The 18,017-nt window shown below is 70.3% G+C and carries 18 protein-coding genes and 1 tRNA gene; 11 read left to right on the top strand and 8 right to left on the bottom strand.

All coding sequences use genetic code 11. The features are described from left to right. Window positions 1-7 precede the first annotated feature (7 nt). The 7 genes from FDO69_RS29335 to FDO69_RS29300 all read left to right on the top strand — a co-directional run bounded on the left by FDO69_RS29335 (window position 8) and on the right by FDO69_RS29300 (window position 6,737). Entirely contained in the window at window positions 8-757 is a 750-nt protein-coding gene (locus FDO69_RS29335) for an SDR family NAD(P)-dependent oxidoreductase (protein ID WP_104783688.1), read from the top strand. A gap of 1 nt (window position 758) precedes the next feature. Then, window positions 759-1,085: an antibiotic biosynthesis monooxygenase family protein gene (locus FDO69_RS29330; protein WP_104783685.1), complete on the top strand. Its 327-nt coding sequence runs from the start codon at window positions 759-761 to the stop codon at window positions 1,083-1,085. After that, a complete protein-coding gene (locus FDO69_RS29325; protein ID WP_104783683.1) occupies window positions 1,082-1,495 on the top strand; it encodes an antibiotic biosynthesis monooxygenase family protein in 414 nt (137 codons plus the stop codon). The genes FDO69_RS29330 and FDO69_RS29325 overlap by 4 nt, the downstream gene beginning before the upstream one ends. Before the next feature lie 2 nt (window positions 1,496-1,497). Continuing rightward, window positions 1,498-2,841 carry a cytochrome P450 family protein gene (locus FDO69_RS29315; protein WP_234388161.1) on the top strand — a complete coding sequence of 448 codons (1,344 nt, stop codon included), beginning with the start codon at window positions 1,498-1,500 and terminating at the stop codon, window positions 2,839-2,841. A 38-nt stretch (window positions 2,842-2,879) separates the two neighbouring features. Further along, complete coding sequence (locus tag FDO69_RS29310; RefSeq protein WP_104783680.1) at window positions 2,880-3,698, top strand: SAM-dependent methyltransferase; 819 nt, start codon at window positions 2,880-2,882, stop codon at window positions 3,696-3,698. 6 nt (window positions 3,699-3,704) lie between these two features. Then, entirely contained in the window at window positions 3,705-5,207 is a 1,503-nt protein-coding gene (locus FDO69_RS29305; RefSeq protein WP_104783677.1) for a peptide MFS transporter, read from the top strand. A gap of 441 nt (window positions 5,208-5,648) precedes the next feature. Next, window positions 5,649-6,737 (top strand): MFS transporter, encoded by a 1,089-nt coding sequence (locus FDO69_RS29300; RefSeq protein WP_234388164.1) that lies wholly within the window; start codon window positions 5,649-5,651, stop codon window positions 6,735-6,737. A 104-nt stretch (window positions 6,738-6,841) separates the two neighbouring features. On the opposite strand, the gene FDO69_RS29295 is transcribed toward FDO69_RS29300, so the two are convergent. The 4 genes from FDO69_RS29295 to FDO69_RS29275 all read right to left on the bottom strand — a co-directional run bounded on the left by FDO69_RS29295 (window position 6,842) and on the right by FDO69_RS29275 (window position 9,985). Next, window positions 6,842-7,099 (bottom strand): hypothetical protein, encoded by a 258-nt coding sequence (locus FDO69_RS29295; RefSeq protein WP_234388160.1) that lies wholly within the window; start codon window positions 7,097-7,099, stop codon window positions 6,842-6,844. Window positions 7,100-8,025: 926 nt separating this feature from the next. Further along, window positions 8,026-8,099: transfer RNA gene (locus FDO69_RS29285), tRNA-Pro, on the bottom strand. 47 nt (window positions 8,100-8,146) lie between these two features. Continuing rightward, entirely contained in the window at window positions 8,147-8,917 is a 771-nt protein-coding gene (locus tag FDO69_RS29280) for a Pr6Pr family membrane protein (RefSeq protein WP_104783673.1), read from the bottom strand. A gap of 129 nt (window positions 8,918-9,046) precedes the next feature. Further along, complete coding sequence (locus FDO69_RS29275) at window positions 9,047-9,985, bottom strand: metallophosphoesterase (protein WP_104783671.1); 939 nt, start codon at window positions 9,983-9,985, stop codon at window positions 9,047-9,049. A 134-nt stretch (window positions 9,986-10,119) separates the two neighbouring features. Here FDO69_RS29275 and FDO69_RS29270 point away from each other — a divergent pair, with 134 nt between their 5' ends. Then, complete coding sequence (locus FDO69_RS29270; protein ID WP_104783669.1) at window positions 10,120-10,584, top strand: GatB/YqeY domain-containing protein; 465 nt, start codon at window positions 10,120-10,122, stop codon at window positions 10,582-10,584. A gap of 413 nt (window positions 10,585-10,997) precedes the next feature. Here FDO69_RS29270 and FDO69_RS29265 read toward each other — a convergent pair whose 3' ends face one another. Continuing rightward, window positions 10,998-13,289 carry a transglycosylase domain-containing protein gene (locus FDO69_RS29265; protein WP_104783667.1) on the bottom strand — a complete coding sequence of 764 codons (2,292 nt, stop codon included), beginning with the start codon at window positions 13,287-13,289 and terminating at the stop codon, window positions 10,998-11,000. 408 nt (window positions 13,290-13,697) lie between these two features. Here FDO69_RS29265 and wblA point away from each other — a divergent pair, with 408 nt between their 5' ends. After that, entirely contained in the window at window positions 13,698-14,036 is a 339-nt protein-coding gene (wblA, locus tag FDO69_RS29255) for a transcriptional regulator WblA (RefSeq protein ID WP_030846174.1), read from the top strand. Between the two features lie 97 nt (window positions 14,037-14,133). Here wblA and bagB read toward each other — a convergent pair whose 3' ends face one another. From bagB to FDO69_RS29240, 3 genes are all read right to left on the bottom strand, one after another. Further along, window positions 14,134-15,564, bottom strand: a complete 1,431-nt coding sequence (gene bagB, locus FDO69_RS29250) for an ATPase BagB (protein WP_104783665.1) — start codon at window positions 15,562-15,564, stop codon at window positions 14,134-14,136. A gap of 88 nt (window positions 15,565-15,652) precedes the next feature. Then, on the bottom strand, window positions 15,653-16,630 hold the full coding sequence (gene bagA / locus FDO69_RS29245; protein WP_104783662.1) for an ATPase BagA: 978 nt from the start codon (window positions 16,628-16,630) through the stop codon (window positions 15,653-15,655). Window positions 16,631-16,938: 308 nt separating this feature from the next. Further along, window positions 16,939-17,166 (bottom strand): hypothetical protein, encoded by a 228-nt coding sequence (locus tag FDO69_RS29240; RefSeq protein WP_234388159.1) that lies wholly within the window; start codon window positions 17,164-17,166, stop codon window positions 16,939-16,941. A 212-nt stretch (window positions 17,167-17,378) separates the two neighbouring features. On the opposite strand from FDO69_RS29240, the gene FDO69_RS29235 reads away from it, so the two are divergent. Together FDO69_RS29235 and FDO69_RS29230 are read left to right on the top strand one after the other, a co-directional pair. Further along, window positions 17,379-17,537 carry a Sp36 family protein gene (locus FDO69_RS29235; protein WP_097218487.1) on the top strand — a complete coding sequence of 53 codons (159 nt, stop codon included), beginning with the start codon at window positions 17,379-17,381 and terminating at the stop codon, window positions 17,535-17,537. Further along, entirely contained in the window at window positions 17,537-17,998 is a 462-nt protein-coding gene (locus FDO69_RS29230) for a RidA family protein (RefSeq protein ID WP_053669671.1), read from the top strand. Before FDO69_RS29235 ends, FDO69_RS29230 begins: the two co-directional genes overlap by 1 nt. The last annotated feature ends 19 nt before the right edge of the window (window positions 17,999-18,017 follow it).

Here is an 18,017-nt window from a genome sequence, read left to right as displayed (position 1 = left end):
AATCCCAGTGGAACTCGCACTGCACGGCAGGAAACTGCTCATCACCGGCGGCACCCGGGGCATCGGGCGGGGCATCGTCCTCGCCGCGGCCCGGGCGGGCGCCGACGTCCTCACCTGCTACCGGCAGGAGAGCGAGGCCGTCGACAGCCTGACGGCCGCGCTGAAGGAGACCGCCGGCGACCACCACGTGATCCGCGCGGACGTCGGTGACACCGCCGAGGTCGACCGCCTCGTCGGCGAGGCCAAGGACCGCTTCGGACGGCTCGACGGTGTGGTCAACAACGCGGGCGTGATCAGCCACATCCCGTTCGGGGAACTGCCCGCCGACGAGTGGTCGCGCATCCTCGACACCAACCTCACCGCCGCCTACCGGATCATCCACCAGGCGCTGCCGCTGCTCGGCACCGGCTCCTCGGTGGTCAACATCGGCTCGCGCGGAGCCGCCGCGGGCATACCGCTGCGCGCCCACTACACCGCCGCCAAGGCCGCCATGATCGGGCTGACCCGCTCGCTCGCCAAAGAACTCGGCCCCAAGGGCATCCGCGTCAACGTGGTGGCCCCCGGCGTCATCGAGACCGAGGCCTTCGCGGCCATGCCCGCCGACCGTGCGGAGGGGCTGCGCGCCACCTACGCGCAGAAGACCGCGCTGGCCCGACTCGGCACCGTCGAGGAACTCGCCGGACCGGTGCTGTTCCTGCTCTCCGACGCCGCCGCCTACATCACCGGCGAGACCCTCAACGTCGACGGGGGGATCTGACGTGCCCGAGCCCGCCGAGCAGGTCTTCCGGGTCACGCTGCGCATGCAGATCAAGCCCGGCATGGAGAACGAGTTCGAGAAGGTGTGGCTGGAGGTCGGCGACTCGGTCACCACCCACCCCGCCAACCTCGGTCAGTGGCTCTCCCGCAGCGCCGAGGAGGACGGCGTCTACTACATCGTCAGCGACTGGCTGAACGAGCCGCTGTTCCGTGAGTTCGAGACCAGCGACCGGCATCTGGAACACCGTCAGAAACTGCACCCGTACCGCAGCGGCGGCTCCATGACGACCATGCACGTCGTCGCCGCCCTGTCCGGCGCCGCATCGTGACCGGCGGCGCCGTCGAGGTCGTGCTCTACCACCTGAGCGACGACCCGGACCGGGTGCTGCCCGCCTACCACGAGGCCAGCCGCCGGATGGCGGGCACCGCCGGCCTGCTCGGCAACAAACTGCTGCACGCCCTCGGCGACCCGCGCTCCTACGTCGTGGTCAGCCGCTGGTCGGGCTGGGAGGCGTTCACCGCCTGGGAGAGCGGCCCCGCCCACAAGGACCAGACCGCCCCGCTGCGGCCGCTGCGCGACACCGGCCGGGACCGGCCCTTCGAGATCTACCGGGAACTCGCCGCCTACGCGGGGGACCGGGCCGCCACCCCCGTCGCCGACGTCGAGGAAGCCGCCGCCGCCACGGAAGCCGCCGCCGTAGAGGAAGCCGCCGACGTCAAGGAAAGGCAAGGAGTCTGAGCATGGCCCGCACGGACGCCCGGCAAGCAGCCCCACCGACCGACCCACCGACCGACCCACCGACCGACCCACCGACCGACCCACCGACCGACCCACCGACCGACCCACCGGCCGGCCCGCCGACCGACCTGTTCACCCCCGCTTTCCACCAGAGCCCGCACGACGCGCTGGCCGGCCTGCGACGGACCGCGCCCGCCGTGCCCGTGACGACCCCCAACGGCCTGCGCACCTGGCTGGTCACCGGTTACGAGCACGCCCGGGCCCTGCTCGCCGACCCCCGGCTGAGCAAGGACATGCGGGTCGGCCGGGACCTCATCCCGCGCAACTTCACCGACCCCGAGAAGCAGCGCCGGTTCCTCGCGGAATCGGGAGAGCGCAGCCAGTTCCCGCACGTCCTCAGCGTGCACATGCTGGACAGCGACCCGCCGGACCACACCCGGCTGCGCCGGCTCGTCGGACGGGCCTTCACCGCGCGCCGGGTCGAGTCCCTGCGGCCGCGCATCACCGAGCTCACCGACGAACTGCTGGACGCCATGGCCCGGCACGAACGGCTGGACCTCATGGAGGCGCTGGCCTTCCCGGTGCCCTTCACGGTCATCTGCTGGCTGCTCGGCGTGCCCCCGGACGACCGGGCCGCCTTCCGCCGCTGGTCCAACCTGCTCGTCTCCGGCGCGGGCACCGACGAGGTGCGGGAAGCCAGCGCGTCGATGATCGCGTACCTGAAGGCGCTGATCGAGGCGAAGCGGGCCGAACCGGCCGACGACATGCTCACCGACCTGGTGCACGCCCAGGACGCGGGCGACCAGCTGTCGGCCGACGAACTGATCTCCATGGCGTTCCTGCTGCTGGTGGCGGGCCACGAGACCACGGTCAACCTCATCGGCAACGGCACCCTGGCCCTGCTCACCCACCCCGACGTACGGGGGCAGCTCGCGGCGGACGCGTCGCTGTGGCCCGCGGCCGTCGAGGAGTTCCTCCGCTACGACGGCCCGGTCACCAACGCCACCTGGCGGTTCACCACCGAGCCCGTCGAGGTCGGTTCGGTCACCATTCCCGAGGGCGAGTTCGTGACCATCTCGCTCGGCGCCGCCGGCCGGGACCCGGCCCGCTACCCCGACCCCGACCGCCTGGACATCACCCGCGCCCACACCGCCTCGGTCGCCTTCGGCCACGGCATCCACCACTGCCTGGGCGCCCCGCTCGCCCGGCTGGAGGGACAGATCGTCCTCAGCCGCCTGTTCACGCGCCTGCCCGGGCTGCGGCTCGCCGTGGACGAGGGCGAACTGCGCTGGCGCAGCAGCCTCATGATGCGCGGCCTCGAAGAACTCCCGGTGCTCACGGCGTGACCGCCGATTCCGCCCCGCCCCCCTTGGAGGACACACCCGTGGAACGTCAGGACACCCAACGCCCCTCCTGGGCCCCGCCGGAGGTCGACATCGACACCCCGAGCATCGCCCGGGTCTACGACCACTGGATCGGCGGCACCCACAACTTCCCCGTGGACCGGGAACTCGCGCGCAAGGTCGCAGCCGGCAACCCGGACCTCCCGGCCACCCTCAAGGCCAACCGAGCCTTCCTGCGCCGCGCGGTACGCGAACTGTCCGCGCTCGGCATACGGCAGTTCCTCGACATCGGCTCCGGCATCCCGGCCGAGGGCAACGTGCACGACGTCGCCCTCGCCGCCCACCCGGACAGCAAGGTCGTCTACGTCGACATCGACCCGGTGGCCGTCGCGCACGGCCGGGCCCTGCTCGCCGACGAACCCCGAGCGGCCGTCTTCCAGGGCGATCTCTACAAGTCCCGGGAGATCCTGGACGCGGAGGACACCCGCCGGCTGATCGACTTCGACCGGCCGGTCGCGCTGATCCTCGCCGCCGTACTGCACTTCGTCCCGGACGCCGACGATCCGCTCGCCCTGGTACGCCGGTACACCGAGCGGCTGGCACCCGGCAGCGCCCTGGTGATCTCGCACGCCGGGGCGGAGGAGGTGCCGAGGGCGGCACCGGAGGCGGCCGAGCAGTACCGGGGCGCGGTGAGTCAGGTGATCTGGCGCGACAACCGGGAACTCGCCGCGCTGTTCGAGGACTTCGAGTTGGTGGAGCCCGGCGTGGTGCGTGCCCCGCTGTGGCGGCCCGAACCGGCCGAGACCCCCGACCCGGCGCTCGCGATGCTGGCCGGAGTGGCGCTCAAACCGGCCGGGTGACCTCCGGTGGACACCTCCCTCACCCCGCAGGACTCATCGCAGGCCACCGCTCCCGCAGCACCACCGCTCGCCGGTGACCGCAGGCCCGGCTTCGGCACACTGCTCGCGGTCGACCTGTGGGAGCGGTTCAGCTTCTTCGGCATGGCGGCGATCCTGGTCCTCTACCTGACCGCCTCCGAGGCGCGCGGCGGCATGGGCATGGCGCCGCAGACGGCCACCGCGGTCTTCGCGGCGTACATGTCCCTCAGCTTCATGGCCGGACTGCCCGGCGGGTGGCTCGCCGACCGGGTGCTGGGCGCACGCCGGGCCGTGCTGCTCGGCGGTGCGCTGATCACCTGCGGCCACGCGGTGCTCGCACTGCCGGTGACGGGCTCGCTCTACGTCGGTCTGCTGCTGGTCGTCGCGGGGACGGGCCTGGTCAAGCCGGCCATGGCGGCCATGGTCGCGGGGGTCAGCGGGGACGGGAAGGGCCGCCGCGAGGCGGCCTTCTCGCTCTTCTACATGTGCATCCAGGTCAGCGCGCTCATCGCCCCCGTCGTCACCGGGCTGCTGGCCGAGCGCGTCGCCTGGCACCTGGGCTTCGCGGCGGCCGCCCTCGGCATGACGGCGGGACTGACCCAATTCGCCCTCGGTCTGCGCCGGTACGGGGACGTGGGCGCGCGTCCGCCCCACCCGGTGCCGCGCTCCGAGGCCGCCACGATGCTGCGACGCGCCGCGTGGGTCACGGGAGCGGTGGGCGCGCTCGCGGTGGTGCCGGCGGCCTGCGGGCTGCTCCCGCTCCCCGCGGTGCTCGCCGTCCTCGGCCTCACCACGGTCACCCTCCCGTTCTGGTACCTGCGCTCGCTGCGCCGTACCCATGCACGGGGCACGGTCCACCAGCGTCGCCTCGCCGGTTTCACGGTGCTGATGGCAGCTTCGGCCGCCTTCTGGATGATCTTCGCGCAGAGCGGTTCGGTGCTCAGCCTCTTCGCCGAGCGCCACACCGACCGGGACGTGCTGGGCTTCGAGGTCCCGGCCAGCTGGTTCCAGTCCGTGCACCCGCTCTTCGTCCTGCTGGTCGCCCCGCTGTTCGCCCGGCTCTGGCTGAGGGCGCCGCGGGTGGACGTACCGGTGAAGTTCGCGGGCGCGCTGATCACGGCGGGCGTCAGCTTCCTCGTGATGGCGATGGCGGCCCAACTCGCCGAACACGGCCCGGTCGGCCCGCAGTGGCTGTTGCTGGTCTACCTGCTCTACTCCTGCGGCGAGGTCGCACTGGCCCCCGCAGGCCTGGCTCTGGCGGCCACGGTGGCACCCTCCGGCAGCACCAGCCGCCTGCTCGCGGTGAACGGCCTGTTCGGTGCGGTGGGAGTGGTGGTGGGAGGCCAGTTGTTCCGGCTGACCACCGTGCTGTCGCCGACGGTGTACTTCCTGCTGCTCGGCGGCTTCGTCCTGTCGGTAGGTACAACGATCGCACTCGCCACACCACGCCTACGCAGACTCCTCGCCCTGCCGGCCGAGCCCGGCACCTGACACGTGGAGAAATCTGCCATTTGTCCGACACCGGTGAATTTACGAAGACCGCCTGAGGAGTCCTGTCCACGGCCCAGCAGGGGTTTCTGGTCGAAACATGATGACGGGACTCGAGATGCGTGGCGAAATACCACGGAATCCGGCGACGGTCCTCGCCCCGCCTGAGGTGGTCGACTCCGAGAGGGCATTCTCCGAGGTCCAGTACGATGCGGGTCGGAGGAGTCCGGGCCAGATGGACTGGGGCTGAGGTGGGGGCTGGGGCGGTGATCAGTAGTTCCTTAAGCACCTCAAATTCGTGACGCAAGAGGTGCACTCGTGTTCTCTGCCTATAGGCGGCTGCTTTCCGAACCCGGAATTCGACCCCTCATGGCTGTGGGGTTGCTGGCGAAAATGCCCGGCCTCGGTATCTCCTCGGTCCTCATCCTGCACGTAGTGGGAAACATGGACCGCGGCTTCGGTGCGGGAAGCCTGGTAGCCGCGTTCTGGACGGCCGGCGCGGGCCTCGGGGCTCCACTGCAGGGCCGCGGTCTCGACCGCTACGGTCTGCGGAAGGTCTTCGGTGGTCTGGTGATCACCCAGTCGCTGTTCTGGGGCCTGGCGCACTTCCTGCCGTTCCCCGCCCTGGTGGCCACCGCGTTCCTCGGTGGCCTGACCACGCTGCCGGCCTTCACGGTCATCCGCCTGGCCCTGGCCAACATGGTCACCGAGGAGAACCGGCACACCGCCTACGCGGTAGAGGCGATCACCACCGACGTCGCCTATATGGCGGGCCCGTCCTTCGGCATCCTGCTCGCCTCCCTGGCGTCGCCCACGGTGGCGTTCCTGGCCATGGGTACGCTGCTGTTCGCCGCAGGCGTCGCGTACCTGCTGCTCGACCCGCCCCTCAAGGCGGCACGTCCGGCGGACGGCCCCAAGCCCCGGCTGCGCAGCTGGCTGACCGCGCGGATGGTGTGCGCGCTGAGCATCACCGCCGCCACCTCGATCGCGGTGATCGGCTTCGAGATCGCGGCCATCGGCACTCTGCAGAAGTCGGGTCAGCTGCAGTGGAGCTGGCTGCTGCTGGTGGCCGCCGGCCTCGCTTCGGCGGCCGGCGGCTTCCTCTACGGAGGCATGCGCCGCCCGCCGTCGGTGTTTGCGATCGGCGCGCTCCTCGGAGTGTTCTGCATCCCGATCGGGCTCGCGACCGAGTGGTACTGGCTGTGCGTGCTCGCCGTCCCGGCCAACCTCCTCGTTGCACCCGCCCTGTCGGCCAGTGCCGGCGCCGTGAGCCGGCTCGCACCCGACGACAGCAAGGGCGTGGCCATGGGCACGTACGCCGGCGCGATCCTGGTCGGCAACGTGATCGGCTCGCCGCTGGCCGGCACGGTCCTCGACCACGGCGGCCCCGCTGCGTCCTTCGCCGCCTTCGGTACCACCGCCGCGCTCACAGCGGCCCTGGCCTACCTCTGTGACCTGCGGCTCAGGAGCAAGGGGAGCGACATCCCCGCCGCCCGGAGCGAACAACTGGAGTCCTCGGGAGCCCTGCAGTGAGGATCGCGCCCGTCGACGGTCACTCGACGGGCGGCATCCTCGTACAGAACCCCGCGCGAGCGAGGCGTGGAGTGCGCTCACGTGAACGGGAGCCCGCGCCATGCTCACGGCATACGGCCGGCTCTCCGCCTCAAGCCGTGGATCTCCTGGAGGGCGGCCTCGGCCTCCTGCTCGTTCATCAGCGTGTCCCCGTACAGATCGACGGCGGTGAGCCTCCCGGGTACTCCTAGGAGCTGGAGGGAGCCGAGTGCGTCTGCCAGTGCGGCGCCGTGCCCGTAGGAACTCCGCAGGAGCGTTGGGCGGGACTTGCGCCAGTTGTTGCGTGCCGGCCGTGACGAGTGCAGCTCCAGATCAATCCCCATGCTTCATGATGGCGCGCTGCGCTGCAGCACCCAGCCACAACTGATGACGAGCGGCCGTGGCCTGCGGCCGCCCCGCAAGTGCAACGGCTGAGGCTTCGTCACGAAGACCGGCCACAAGGGCCGGATGAAGCACGGCAAGGACTGCCGCCGCTGCAAGGCCACCGGCAAGCGGATGCGCGTCGGCTTCTGGCTCTGCAACCTGAGCCCGCATCTACCGCACGGGTACCGGCTGACCGGAGAAGACAGACGACCGCCCGCCATGAGACGGACCCCGCGTCTAGCAGACGTGAGGTGGGCGCGGTCGCCGGTCAATGCCCCGAGCTTGCCAGCACCCGGGGCCCGCGCAGCCTATCCACCCGTCCATCTCCCCAGGAAGTGAGTTTTTGCCGCCGCGATCCTCGACGTCTCCGCCGTGCCGTTGTTCAGCGCCGTATCCGCCCACGCCGTCAAGACCAAGTCCGCCGGAGGCGCCGCGGTGGTGCTGTTCCTGTTCGGGCTCTTCGCCGCCAAGGTTGGCGCGTACGAGTCATCCGCTACTTCGTGCAGGCGTCCGCCGATGCGCTGTCCGCCCTCGGGAACTGAAGGAGGCTCGCTGTGTACGAGCACGCCGACCTCGTACCCGGCCCTCTTGAGGCGACCGTGGAAGCCCACCGGCCCGGCCCGCTCGCCCCGGCCCCGCCAGACCCGAACCGGCCGCGACCAAGCCGCCCCTCTCGCGCGCGGCCGTGAACATCGCTCCGGCCCGTGATCACGCAGGGCGCCGAAGCAATGGGTGACGTCTTCGCCGAAGATCAGGAAGGGGTGGATACGGAGGGAGAAGGAGAGGGCGACACGGTGGCCTGATCAAATGCGTTTGGCCCCCTGGGCGGGCCCCCAAACACGTCAGAGGCCACATACGGAAATCCGTATGTGGCCTCTGACCAGCGTCGGGGTGGCGGGATTTGAACCCACGACCTCTTCGTCCCGAACGAAGCGCGCTGCCAAGCTGCGCTACACCCCGATGTCGCTGCTGTCGCGGCGACGACGTTTACTTTAGCCCACCGGTGGCTAGAGACGAAATCCGGTTTTGCCGCGGTGGCGGATGGGGTTCGGGCGGGCGTGGTCGAGGGCCACGAGGAGGACGGCCAGGGCGTAGAAGGAGAGGCCCAGGAGGAGCGCGTTGCCGAGGACCCGCTTAAAGCCGTCCTGGCCGACGTCCAGGAAGGGGTAGAGGTAGCGGTCGGGGGTGCCCGGGAGGAGCAGCTCGCCCCGGGTGAGGCAGAAGGCCAGGTAGGCCATCGGGTAGAGGAGCCAGGTGCTGGCCTGGCGGAGGTGCAGGCGGCCGGGGGACGTGAGCAGGAGCCAGTCCAGTACCGCCGCGATCGGGGTCACCGTGTTCAGGACCCCGTGGGAGAGGGCCTGCCAGCCCGTCGGCGTGGCTGCCTCGCCCGTGAGGGAGAACGGACTCGCCTCGTTCGCCAGGAGCAGGTGGTGCACCAGAGCGGCGATCACGACGTAGAGCAGCGTCGCGCCCAGCACCGCACCCGGCAGGGGCCGGCCGGTCGTCCAGGCGCGGCGGGCCGAGAGGGTCATGACCAGGGCCAACAGCAGGTTGCTCTGGATCACGAAGTAGCTCAGGACCCGGGACGGGTCGCCGAGGAGCAGTTCCAGTGCCACGCCCCCCGTCGCCACGAGGGCGATCAGGAGGCGGAAGGCCGCGGCCGCGGGGCGGCGGACCGGGGTGACGACGGCCGTGGCGGGCACGGGAGCGGGCTTCCGTGCCGGCGGGGACGGTATCGCGGGGAGGCCCGGGATGTCCCGGGGTATCGGGGCGGTCATGCCCCCACGCTGACAGAAACGGACATAGGGGGCGATTTGGGCGGGGCTGTGCGGGTTACCCCACCCGGGCCGGGCCCTCGTCCCGTTGCGTTCCCTACTCCTCTACCTCCGCGACGTCCTCTACCTCCCCTACCTACCCACAGCCTCGCGCCCGACCAGCGTCAGCAACGTCGCCTCCGGCGGGCACGCGAACCGCACCGGCGTGTAGCGGTTCGTGCCGCAGCCCGCCGACACGTGCAGGTACGACGTACGGCCCTCCGTCGTGTGCGTGGACAGGCCCTTCACCCGCTCCGTGTCCAGGTCGCAGTTGGTGACCAGGGCGCCGTAGAAGGGGATGCACAGCTGGCCGCCGTGGGTGTGGCCGGCCAGGATCAGGGGGTAGGCGTCGGCCGTGAAGGCGTCCAGCGTGCGCAGGTAGGGGGCGTGTACGACGCCCATCGAGAAGTCCGCCGACTCGGACGGGCCGCCCGCCACCTGCGCGTAGCGGTCCCGCTTGATGTGCGGGTCGTCCAGGCCCGTGAGCTCCACGGAACCGCCCTCGAGCTTGAGCTCGCCGCGCGTGTTGGTCAGGTTGAGCCAGCCCGCCGCGTCGAAACCGTCCCGCAGGTCCTCCCACGGGTTGTGCACCACGCCCTCGGCCGGCGCGTTGCCGTTCAGCCCGTGGCGGCCCTGGGCCTTCTCGAGCAGGTAGCGGGCGGGGTTGCGCAGCTTGGGGCCGTAGTAGTCGTTGGAGCCGAAGACGTACGCGCCGGGGAACTCCATCAGGGGGCCGAGCGCGTCCAGGACCTCCGGGACGCCCTCCGGGTCGGACAGGTTGTCGCCCGTGTTGATCACGAAGTCGGGGCGCAGGCCCGCCAGGGACCGCAGCCAGCGCTGCTTCTTGCGCTGGCCGCCGACCATGTGGATGTCGGAGACCTGGAGCACGCGCAGAGGGCGCATACCCGGCGGCAGGACCGGGACGGTGACCCGGCGGAGGCGGAAGGAGCGGGCCTCGAAGCCCGCCGCGTACACCAGACCGGCGGCGCCAGCCGCCGCGATTCCCAGGGGGACTCCGTATCGCGCGCGCATACGACCATCGTGTCAGACCCCGGCCGTGGTCCGTGCCGGGCGGTGCCCGAAATCCCCTGATCGCACCGGCCCTTCGGGCACGGCCGCCTAAATCGAGGGGCGCCGTTCCTTCCGGACCTGCGACAATCGGCCCCATGACCACGCTCAAGTCGAAGCTGCAGGAAGACCTCAACGTTGCGATCAAGGAGCGCGACGAGCTGCGCTCCTCGACGCTCCGGCTGACGCTCGCCGCGATCACCAAGGAGGAGGTCGCGGGCAAGGAGAAGCGCGAGCTCTCCGACGACGAGGTCCAGAAGGTGATCACCCGGGAGGCGAAGAAGCGGCGCGAGGCGGCCGACGCCTTCGCCCAGGGCGGTCGCGCCGAGCAGGCCGAGCGCGAGAAGGCGGAGGGCGAGGTCCTCGCCACGTACCTGCCGCAGCAACTGTCGGACGAGCAGCTCCAGCAGGTCGTCGCCCAGGCGGTCGAGGAGGCGAAGGCGGCCGGTGCCGAGGGGCCGCGGGCCATGGGCGCGGTCATGAAGATCGTGAACCCGAAGGTGGCCGGGCAGGCCGAGGGCGGCCGCGTCGCCGCCGCGGTGAAGAAGCTGCTGGCCGGCTGACCCGGTGATCGGCCGGAGGCTCCGGTGACCGACCGGTTGACCTGGTGGTCGGACCGGAGGGGCTGGTGCCCGGCTGACCTGGTGGTCGGCTCCGGTGACCGACCGGTTGGCCTGGCGGTCGACTCGGGAGTGCCGGCGGCCGGCTGACCGTTCAACCGGACGACGCCGGACCAGGATGAGCCGGACCAGGATGACGACGGCCCGGACGGCGACGGCCCTGGGTGACGCCGGCCCCGGACAGCGACGGCCCCGGACGGCGACGGCCCCGGACGGCGACGGCCCCGGACTACGACGGCCCCGGGCGACGACGGCCCCGGGCGACGCCGGCCCCGGACTACGACGGCCCCATCCCACCCACGCGGGTAGGAAGGGGCCGTCGCCGTTTCGTCACACCGTTCCGTCACACCGTCGGCTCAGCCGAACCGGCCGCCGTTTCCGTTGCCGCCGCCGTTGCTCTGCCCCCGGAAGAAGCCCTCCGGGATGGAGAACGAGGGCGTCGGGAAGGGCTCGCCGCCGCCTCCGCCGTTGTTGTTGCCGCCGACCAGACCGCCGATGAAGCCGTCGTTGTCGTCGTTGCCGCCGTCACCACGGCCGCCACCGTCCTCGTCCCCGTCACCGCGGTCCCGCGGCTTGCTGTCGGGGATGTGGACGGCGTTGAAGTTCTCGACGGGCTTGCCCTCCAGCGCGCCGGACATCATGTCGCGCCAGATGGGACCGGGGACCTCGCCACCGAAGACCTTGCCGTACGACCGGCCGCCGATGGTGATGCCGGACATCTTCCGCTTGTGCGCCGGGTCGCCGACCCAGACCGCACCGGCCATGTTCGGCGTGTAGCCCACGAACCAGGCCGCGTAGCGCTCGTCCGTCGTACCGGTCTTGCCGGCGCTGGGGCGGCTGCCGAGGCCCGCCTTCGTGCCCGTACCGTCCTCGACGACGCCCTTCAGCAGCGCGTTGATGGTGTCGGCGGTGTTCTCCGACATCGCGCGCGAGCAGGTCGACTTCGGGACCTCGAGCGACGTGGTCTTGTCACCGACCCGCCGGCTGACCGACTCGATGGCGACCGGCGTGCAGTGCATACCCCGCGAGGCGAAGGTCGCGTACGCGTCCGCCATGGTCAGCGGGGACATCTCCTGGGTGCCGAGGGCGATGGAGGGCACCTGCGGCATCTTGTCGCCGTCGGCCCGCACGACGCCCATCTTCTTCGCCATCGTCGTCACCGGGCAGATGCCGATGTCGCTGATCATCTGCACGTAGTAGGTGTTGACCGACTTGGCGGTCGCCTCCCGCATGTCGTACGGGCCGACCTCGGAGGAGTTCTCGTTCTGCAGCCTGGCCGGGTTGGCGGGGTCGTTCATCCACCGCTTGCCGTCGCAGGCCGAGACCGGGCTCGGGTACGCCATCCGGTAGGGCGACGAGTACACCTTGTTCGCCGGCATGCCGTCCTCGAGGGCCGCCGCGGCCACGATCGGCTTGAACGTCGAACCCGGCTGGTAGCCCATGCCCCCGCCCATCGACTGGTCGACGGAGAGGTTGATCTGCGTCTCGTTCTTCTTGAAGCCGTACGGACGCGACTGGCCCATGGCGAGGATCTTGCCGGTGCCCGGCTGGACGATCGTGGCGGCGGTGGCCACCTCGTCGCTCTTGTAGACGTGGTCCTTGATGGAGGCCTGCGCCGCGTTCTGGGACTGCGGGTCCATGGTCGTGCGGATGGTGAGGCCGCCCTGGTTCCAGATCTTCGCGCGCTTCTCCTTGGTCTTGCCGAAGACCGGGTCGGTCAGGAAGACCTCGCGCACGTAGTCACAGAAGAAGCCGGCGCCCTTCACCGCGGTGATGCAGCCGTTCTTGGGCTTGCTGACCTTCAGGCCGAGCGGTGCCTTCATCGCGTCGGCGGCCTGCGCCCTGGAGATGTCGCCGACGGCCGCCATGCGCTGCAGCACGGTGTTGCGGCGCTTGGTGGCCTCCGTCTCGTCGTTGACCGGGTCGTACCGGCTGGGCGACTGGACGATGCCGGCGAGCAGGGCCGACTGCTCGAGGGTGAGGTCCTTGGCCGACTTGGAGAAGTAGCGCTGGGCGGCGGCCTCGACGCCGTAGGCCTGCTGGCCGAAGAACGTGATGTTCAGGTAGTTCTCGAGGATCTTCTTCTTGCCCAGCTCCTCCTCGACCTGGATCGCGTACTTGAGTTCGCGGATCTTGCGGCCGATGGTCTGCTGAGTGGCCTGCGCGACCTTCGTCGGGTCGTCGCCCGCCTCCTCGACGAAGACGTTCTTCACGTACTGCTGCGTCAGCGTCGAGGCGCCCTGGGAGACCTCACCGCTGCGCGCGTTCTTGTCGAGGGCGCGCAGGACGCCCTTGAGGTCGACGGCGCCGTGCTGGTAGAAGCGCGAGTCCTCGATGGCGACGATCGCCTTCTGCAGGTACGGCGAGATGTCCTTGAGGGGGACCACCGTGCGGTCACGCGAGTAGACCGTGGCGATCTGGCCGCCGTCGGCGTCGAGGATCGTGGTGCGCTGACTCAGCGGCGGGGTCTTCATGTTGACCGGGAGCTCGTCGAAGCTCTCGACCGATCCCTTGGCCGCCAGACCCAGCGCGCCCACGGCGGGCAGTGCGATGCCGGCCAGCACGGCTCCCGCGAGGACACTGACACCGAGGAACTTGGCGGCCTGCTGCGTGGGAGACAGACCACTGCCCGAGCGCTTCTTTGGCATGAGGGCAGCCTACGTTCTCATTCGCCGGACAGGCGTATAGGCCTTGGCCTAAGCTGCTCTCAACTGTCACAGCAGTGAGGCCACGTATCAATACGTCCGGCGACCCCGAATCGTTCTGGGTGTTCCCCAACTTTTTCGTTGGGATCGTGTCCGAATCCGCCTTGTGTGTCATACGGCGTCCGTTGTGACGCAACTGAACTGTCCTGGTTTGCCAGGAAAGTTACGTATGTCGCCAGCTCACTCCCCCGGGTGATCTGCCGCTTACCCATAGTCCGTTCGGGCCATTCAAGATTGGGCCCGCTGGGGGTGTTGCGCTGTGCCCACCTTCCGTAACGTCCTCAACTGGCGGCGGTGAATATGCCGCTGCCGCCGTGGGGGAGCCTCGATTCGGGAGAGGACGGCGCCGGTATGGGCTGGGTAGTCGACTGGAGTGCGCAGGCGGCCTGCCGCACTACCGATCCGGATGAACTGTTCGTTCAAGGAGCAGCGCAGAACAGGGCCAAGGCGGTGTGCACCGGCTGCCCGGTGCGGACGGAGTGCCTGGCCGACGCGCTCGACAACCGCGTCGAGTTCGGTGTGTGGGGAGGCATGACGGAGCGGGAGCGCCGCGCACTGCTGCGCAGGCGTCCCACAGTGACCTCCTGGCGCCGGCTGCTGGAGACGGCGCGCACGGAGTACGAGCGGGGGTGCGGTGTGCTGCCCCTCGACGACGACGAGATCTACGAGAACTACGCGGCGGTGAGCTGAGGAATTCCCTCGGGAACTCCCCAGGTCCTGGTACGAACCCTCGCCGCCGGTGCCGACGGGTCCCCCACCACGGTGACCCGCCCTCACCCGGTTGCGCTCAGGCACTCGCCTCGGGCGGTTCCGGCAGGTCGGCGGGGCCGGGAAGCTCACGCTCGTCGGCGGCGAGCCGGTCGCCGATCTCGCGCAGTCCCGCGAGGTCGTGCACGTCCCCGGGAAGCGCGGCCACTTCCGTCACGGCCACCTCGGGGTGCAGCGCGGTGAAGCGGTCACGCGTGCGCTGCTCACGGGAGAGCAGCTGCATGCGATCGGCGTGCAGCCTCAGCAGGCCTGCCGTGAGCTGCTCGACGGACCGCTCGGGGTCCTCCGTGTGCTCGGCGTCCCCGGTGTGCTCCGTGTGCTCGGTGTTCTCGGCGTCTTCGGTGGGGGAGCCACTCTCGGGAGCCGATGCCCGAGCTGGTGTTCCGGGCGTGGGAGAGTCTGAACTGTCCTGTGCGTCGGGGGAGTTACGAAGTACTGCTTTCCCGTCCTCCTGATCCACAATGCGGGGCTCTTCAAGATTTTCCGCGGCGGCGAGCGCCCGCTCGGCCGACAGTCCGTCGGCGCCGCTGCCGTGCACCCGGTTGAGCACCAGGCCGGCCAGCGGCATGTCCTCCGCGGCCAGCCGCTCCACGAAGTAGGCGGCCTCGCGCAACGCGTCCCGCTCCGGGGCCGCGACCACGAGGAACGCCGTGCCGGGCGCCTGGAGCAGCTTGTACGTCGCGTCCGCGCGGGTGCGGAAGCCGCCGAAGGTGGTGTCCATCGCGGACACGAACGTCTGGACGTCCTTGAGGAGCTGACCGCCGAGCAGCTTGCCGAGGGTGCCGGTCATCATCGACATCCCGACGTTGAGGAACTTCATCCCGGCCCGGCCGCCCAGCTTCGCGGGCGCGGTCAGCAGCCGGATCAGCCGGCCGTCCAGGAACGAGCCGAGCCGCTTGGGCGCGTCCAGGAAGTCCAGCGCCGAACGGGACGGCGGGGTGTCGACGACGATCAGGTCCCACTCGTCCCGGGAGCGCAGCTGCCCGAGCTTCTCCATCGCCATGTACTCCTGCGTGCCCGCGAAGCCCGCCGAGAGCGACTGGTAGAAGGGGTTGCCCAGGATGGCGGCCGCCCGCTCGGGGTCCGCGTGCGCCTCGACGATCTCGTCGAAGGTGCGCTTCATGTCGAGCATCATCGCGTGCAGCTCGCCGCCCGCCGTGTCGTCGATGCCCTTCACCCGGCGCGGGGTGTTGTCCAGGGAGTCGATGCCCATGGACTGGGCCAGCCTGCGGGCCGGGTCGATGGTCAGGACGACCACCTTGCGGCCCCGCTCGGCCGCGCGCAGCCCCAGAGCCGCCGCGGTCGTCGTCTTGCCGACCCCGCCCGAGCCGCAGCACACCACGATCCGGGTCTTCGGGTCCTCCAGCAGCGGGTCGACGTCGAGCAGGCGCGCGGGGGCGAGGTGAGGGCGGGCCGGATCGTGGGTGTGGGCCGGGTCCGGACGACTCATGACATCCCCTGCTTCCGACTCATGACGGGCCTTGCCTGTCTGTCCCGGCGAGTGAGGCGCGCTGCTCGCGTGCCCCGTCCGCGCCGGCTCATGACACGCCCTGCTCGCGCAGCTCGCGGGCCAGCTCGTACAGCCCTGCCAGATCCATGCCCTCGGCGAACAGTGGCAGTTCGTGCAGCGGCAGGCCCAGCTCGGCCAGGACCGCACGCTGCTCGTGCTCCAGCGTGTACCGCTCGGCGTACTCCTCGGCCTGCGTGAGCAGCGGGTCCACCAGCCGCTCGGCGTGCCCCCCGCGCCGCGCCCCGCCGAGCCCCGCGGACGATAGGGACCGCGCGACAGTGGAACGCGGGGCCGTCCGCAGGAGTTCCAGGTCGGTCTCGTCCAGCACCTCAGGCCGGACCATGTTCACGATGATCCGTCCCACCGGCAGCCGGGCCGAACGCAGCTCGGCGATGCCGTCCACGGTCTCCTGGACGGGCATCTCCTCCAGCAGCGTCACCAGGTGAACCGCCGTCTCCGGCGACTTCAGCACCCGCATCACGGCCTGCGCCTGATTGTGTATCGGGCCGATCTTGGCGAGGCCGGCGACCTCGTCGTTCACGTTCAAAAAGCGCGTGATCCGACCGGTCGGCGGGGCGTCCATGACGACGTAGTCGTAGACGAACCGTCCGCTGCGCTCCTTGCGGCGCACCGCCTCGCACGCCTTGCCGGTCAGGAGGACGTCCCTGAGGCCGGGCGCGATGGTGGTGGCGAAGTCGATCGCGCCGAGCTTCTTCAGGGCCCGTCCGGCGCTGCCCAGCTTGTAGAACATCTGGAGGTAGTCCAGAAGGGCCAGTTCGGGGTCGATGGCGAGGGCGTACACCTCCCCGCCCCCGGGTGCTACCGCGATTTTCCGTTCCTCATAAGGCAGCGCCTCCGTTTCGAAGAGCTGCGCGATGCCCTGACGGCCCTCGACCTCGACGAGAAGCGTCCGCTTCCCCTCCGTGGCCAGGGCCAGCGCTAGGGCCGCGGCCACCGTGGTCTTGCCGGTACCGCCCTTGCCGCTGACGACCTGGAGCCTGCTCACGTATTCGAGCCTAATTCCTTCTTAAGTGCTCCGGGGGTGTCGGGTGGGATCACCGGAGTGTTCGAGTGGTGAGGTCCGTTACGTCTGATTCGAGCTGGGCCTGTGAAGCCTCTGGTTAGAGCGTGCGGGCGGGCCTCGCGCTTGGTGTGGTGGCGGGCGCGTGGGCGTCGGGCGGATGCCTATAGCGAACCGGGTCTCGATGCCTCTGGCTAGAGAGGTGGCGCCCGGCGTCTTCCCGGCCCCGGTCGAAGCCCCGACGGCTACGGCCGCACAAGCGACGCACGCCGCAACGGGCCGAGGGTGCCGGTCTACTCCGGGATGATCAGCCCGCGTTCGCGCAGCTGCGGCAGGCACTGCTTCAGGCACGACTCCACCGACACGGCATCCGTCCGGACCAGCAGATCCTCATGGAACGGGTTGCCACTCGCGACGAAGGTCCATGGCTTCCTGCCCTCACGCATCCGCTCGGCATCCGCCTTGAACAACACCGTGACCCCCTGCTCGGCCAGCGCCTCCATAACCCGCACCACATCCACCGAGACGCCCCCTTGAGCTGCTAATCGAACAGTCAGCAAAGCTATACCGGGTATTTCAGCTACCCACTTGACGGCTTGGGGCCGCGAGGCGTCTAACCAGTCCGCGCCCGGGCTACGCGGGAGGCTGTGGACAACCGCGGCTGTGGCCCCTGGACAACCGGTGCGGTGGTGGGCCGCGTGGCCCCTGCCCGCCAGGGGCTAGAGTCGGCCGCATGACCAAGTGGGAATACTCGACTGTGCCGCTGCTCGTCCACGCCACGAAGCAGATTCTGGACACCTGGGGCGAGGACGGCTGGGAGCTCGTCCAGGTCGTGCCCGGGCCGAACAACCCCGAGCAGCTCGTCGCCTACCTGAAGCGGGAGAAGCAGTAGTGGGCGCCGTCGAGGCGAAGCTGGCCGAGCTCGGCCTGAGCCTGCCCGACGTGGTCCCGCCGCTCGCCGCCTACCAGCCGGCCGTGCAGTCCGGGCCGTACGTCTACACCGCCGGGCAGCTCCCGATGGTGGAGGGCAAGCTTCCGGTCACCGGCAAGGTCGGTGCGGAGGTCACCGCGGAGGAGGCCAAGGAGCTGGCGCGTACGTGCGCTCTGAACGCCCTGGCCGCCGTGAAGTCCGTCGCCGGTGACCTGGACCGCATCGCGCGCGTGGTGAAGGTCGTCGGTTTCGTGGCCTCGGCCTCGGACTTCACTGGCCAGCCCGCGGTGCTGAACGGCGCGAGCGAGCTGCTCGGCGAGGTCCTCGGCGACAAGGGCGTGCACGCGCGCAGTGCCGTGGGCGTCGCGGTGCTGCCGCTGGACGCGCCGGTCGAGGTCGAGATCCAGGTGGAACTCGCGTAACACCCCTCGGGGCCCGTCA

This window comes from Streptomyces tibetensis, assembly GCF_007655005.1.
In the GTDB taxonomy this organism is placed as follows: domain Bacteria; phylum Actinomycetota; class Actinomycetes; order Streptomycetales; family Streptomycetaceae; genus Streptomyces; species Streptomyces tibetensis.
This window is presented reverse-complemented; position numbering and strand designations above follow the sequence as displayed.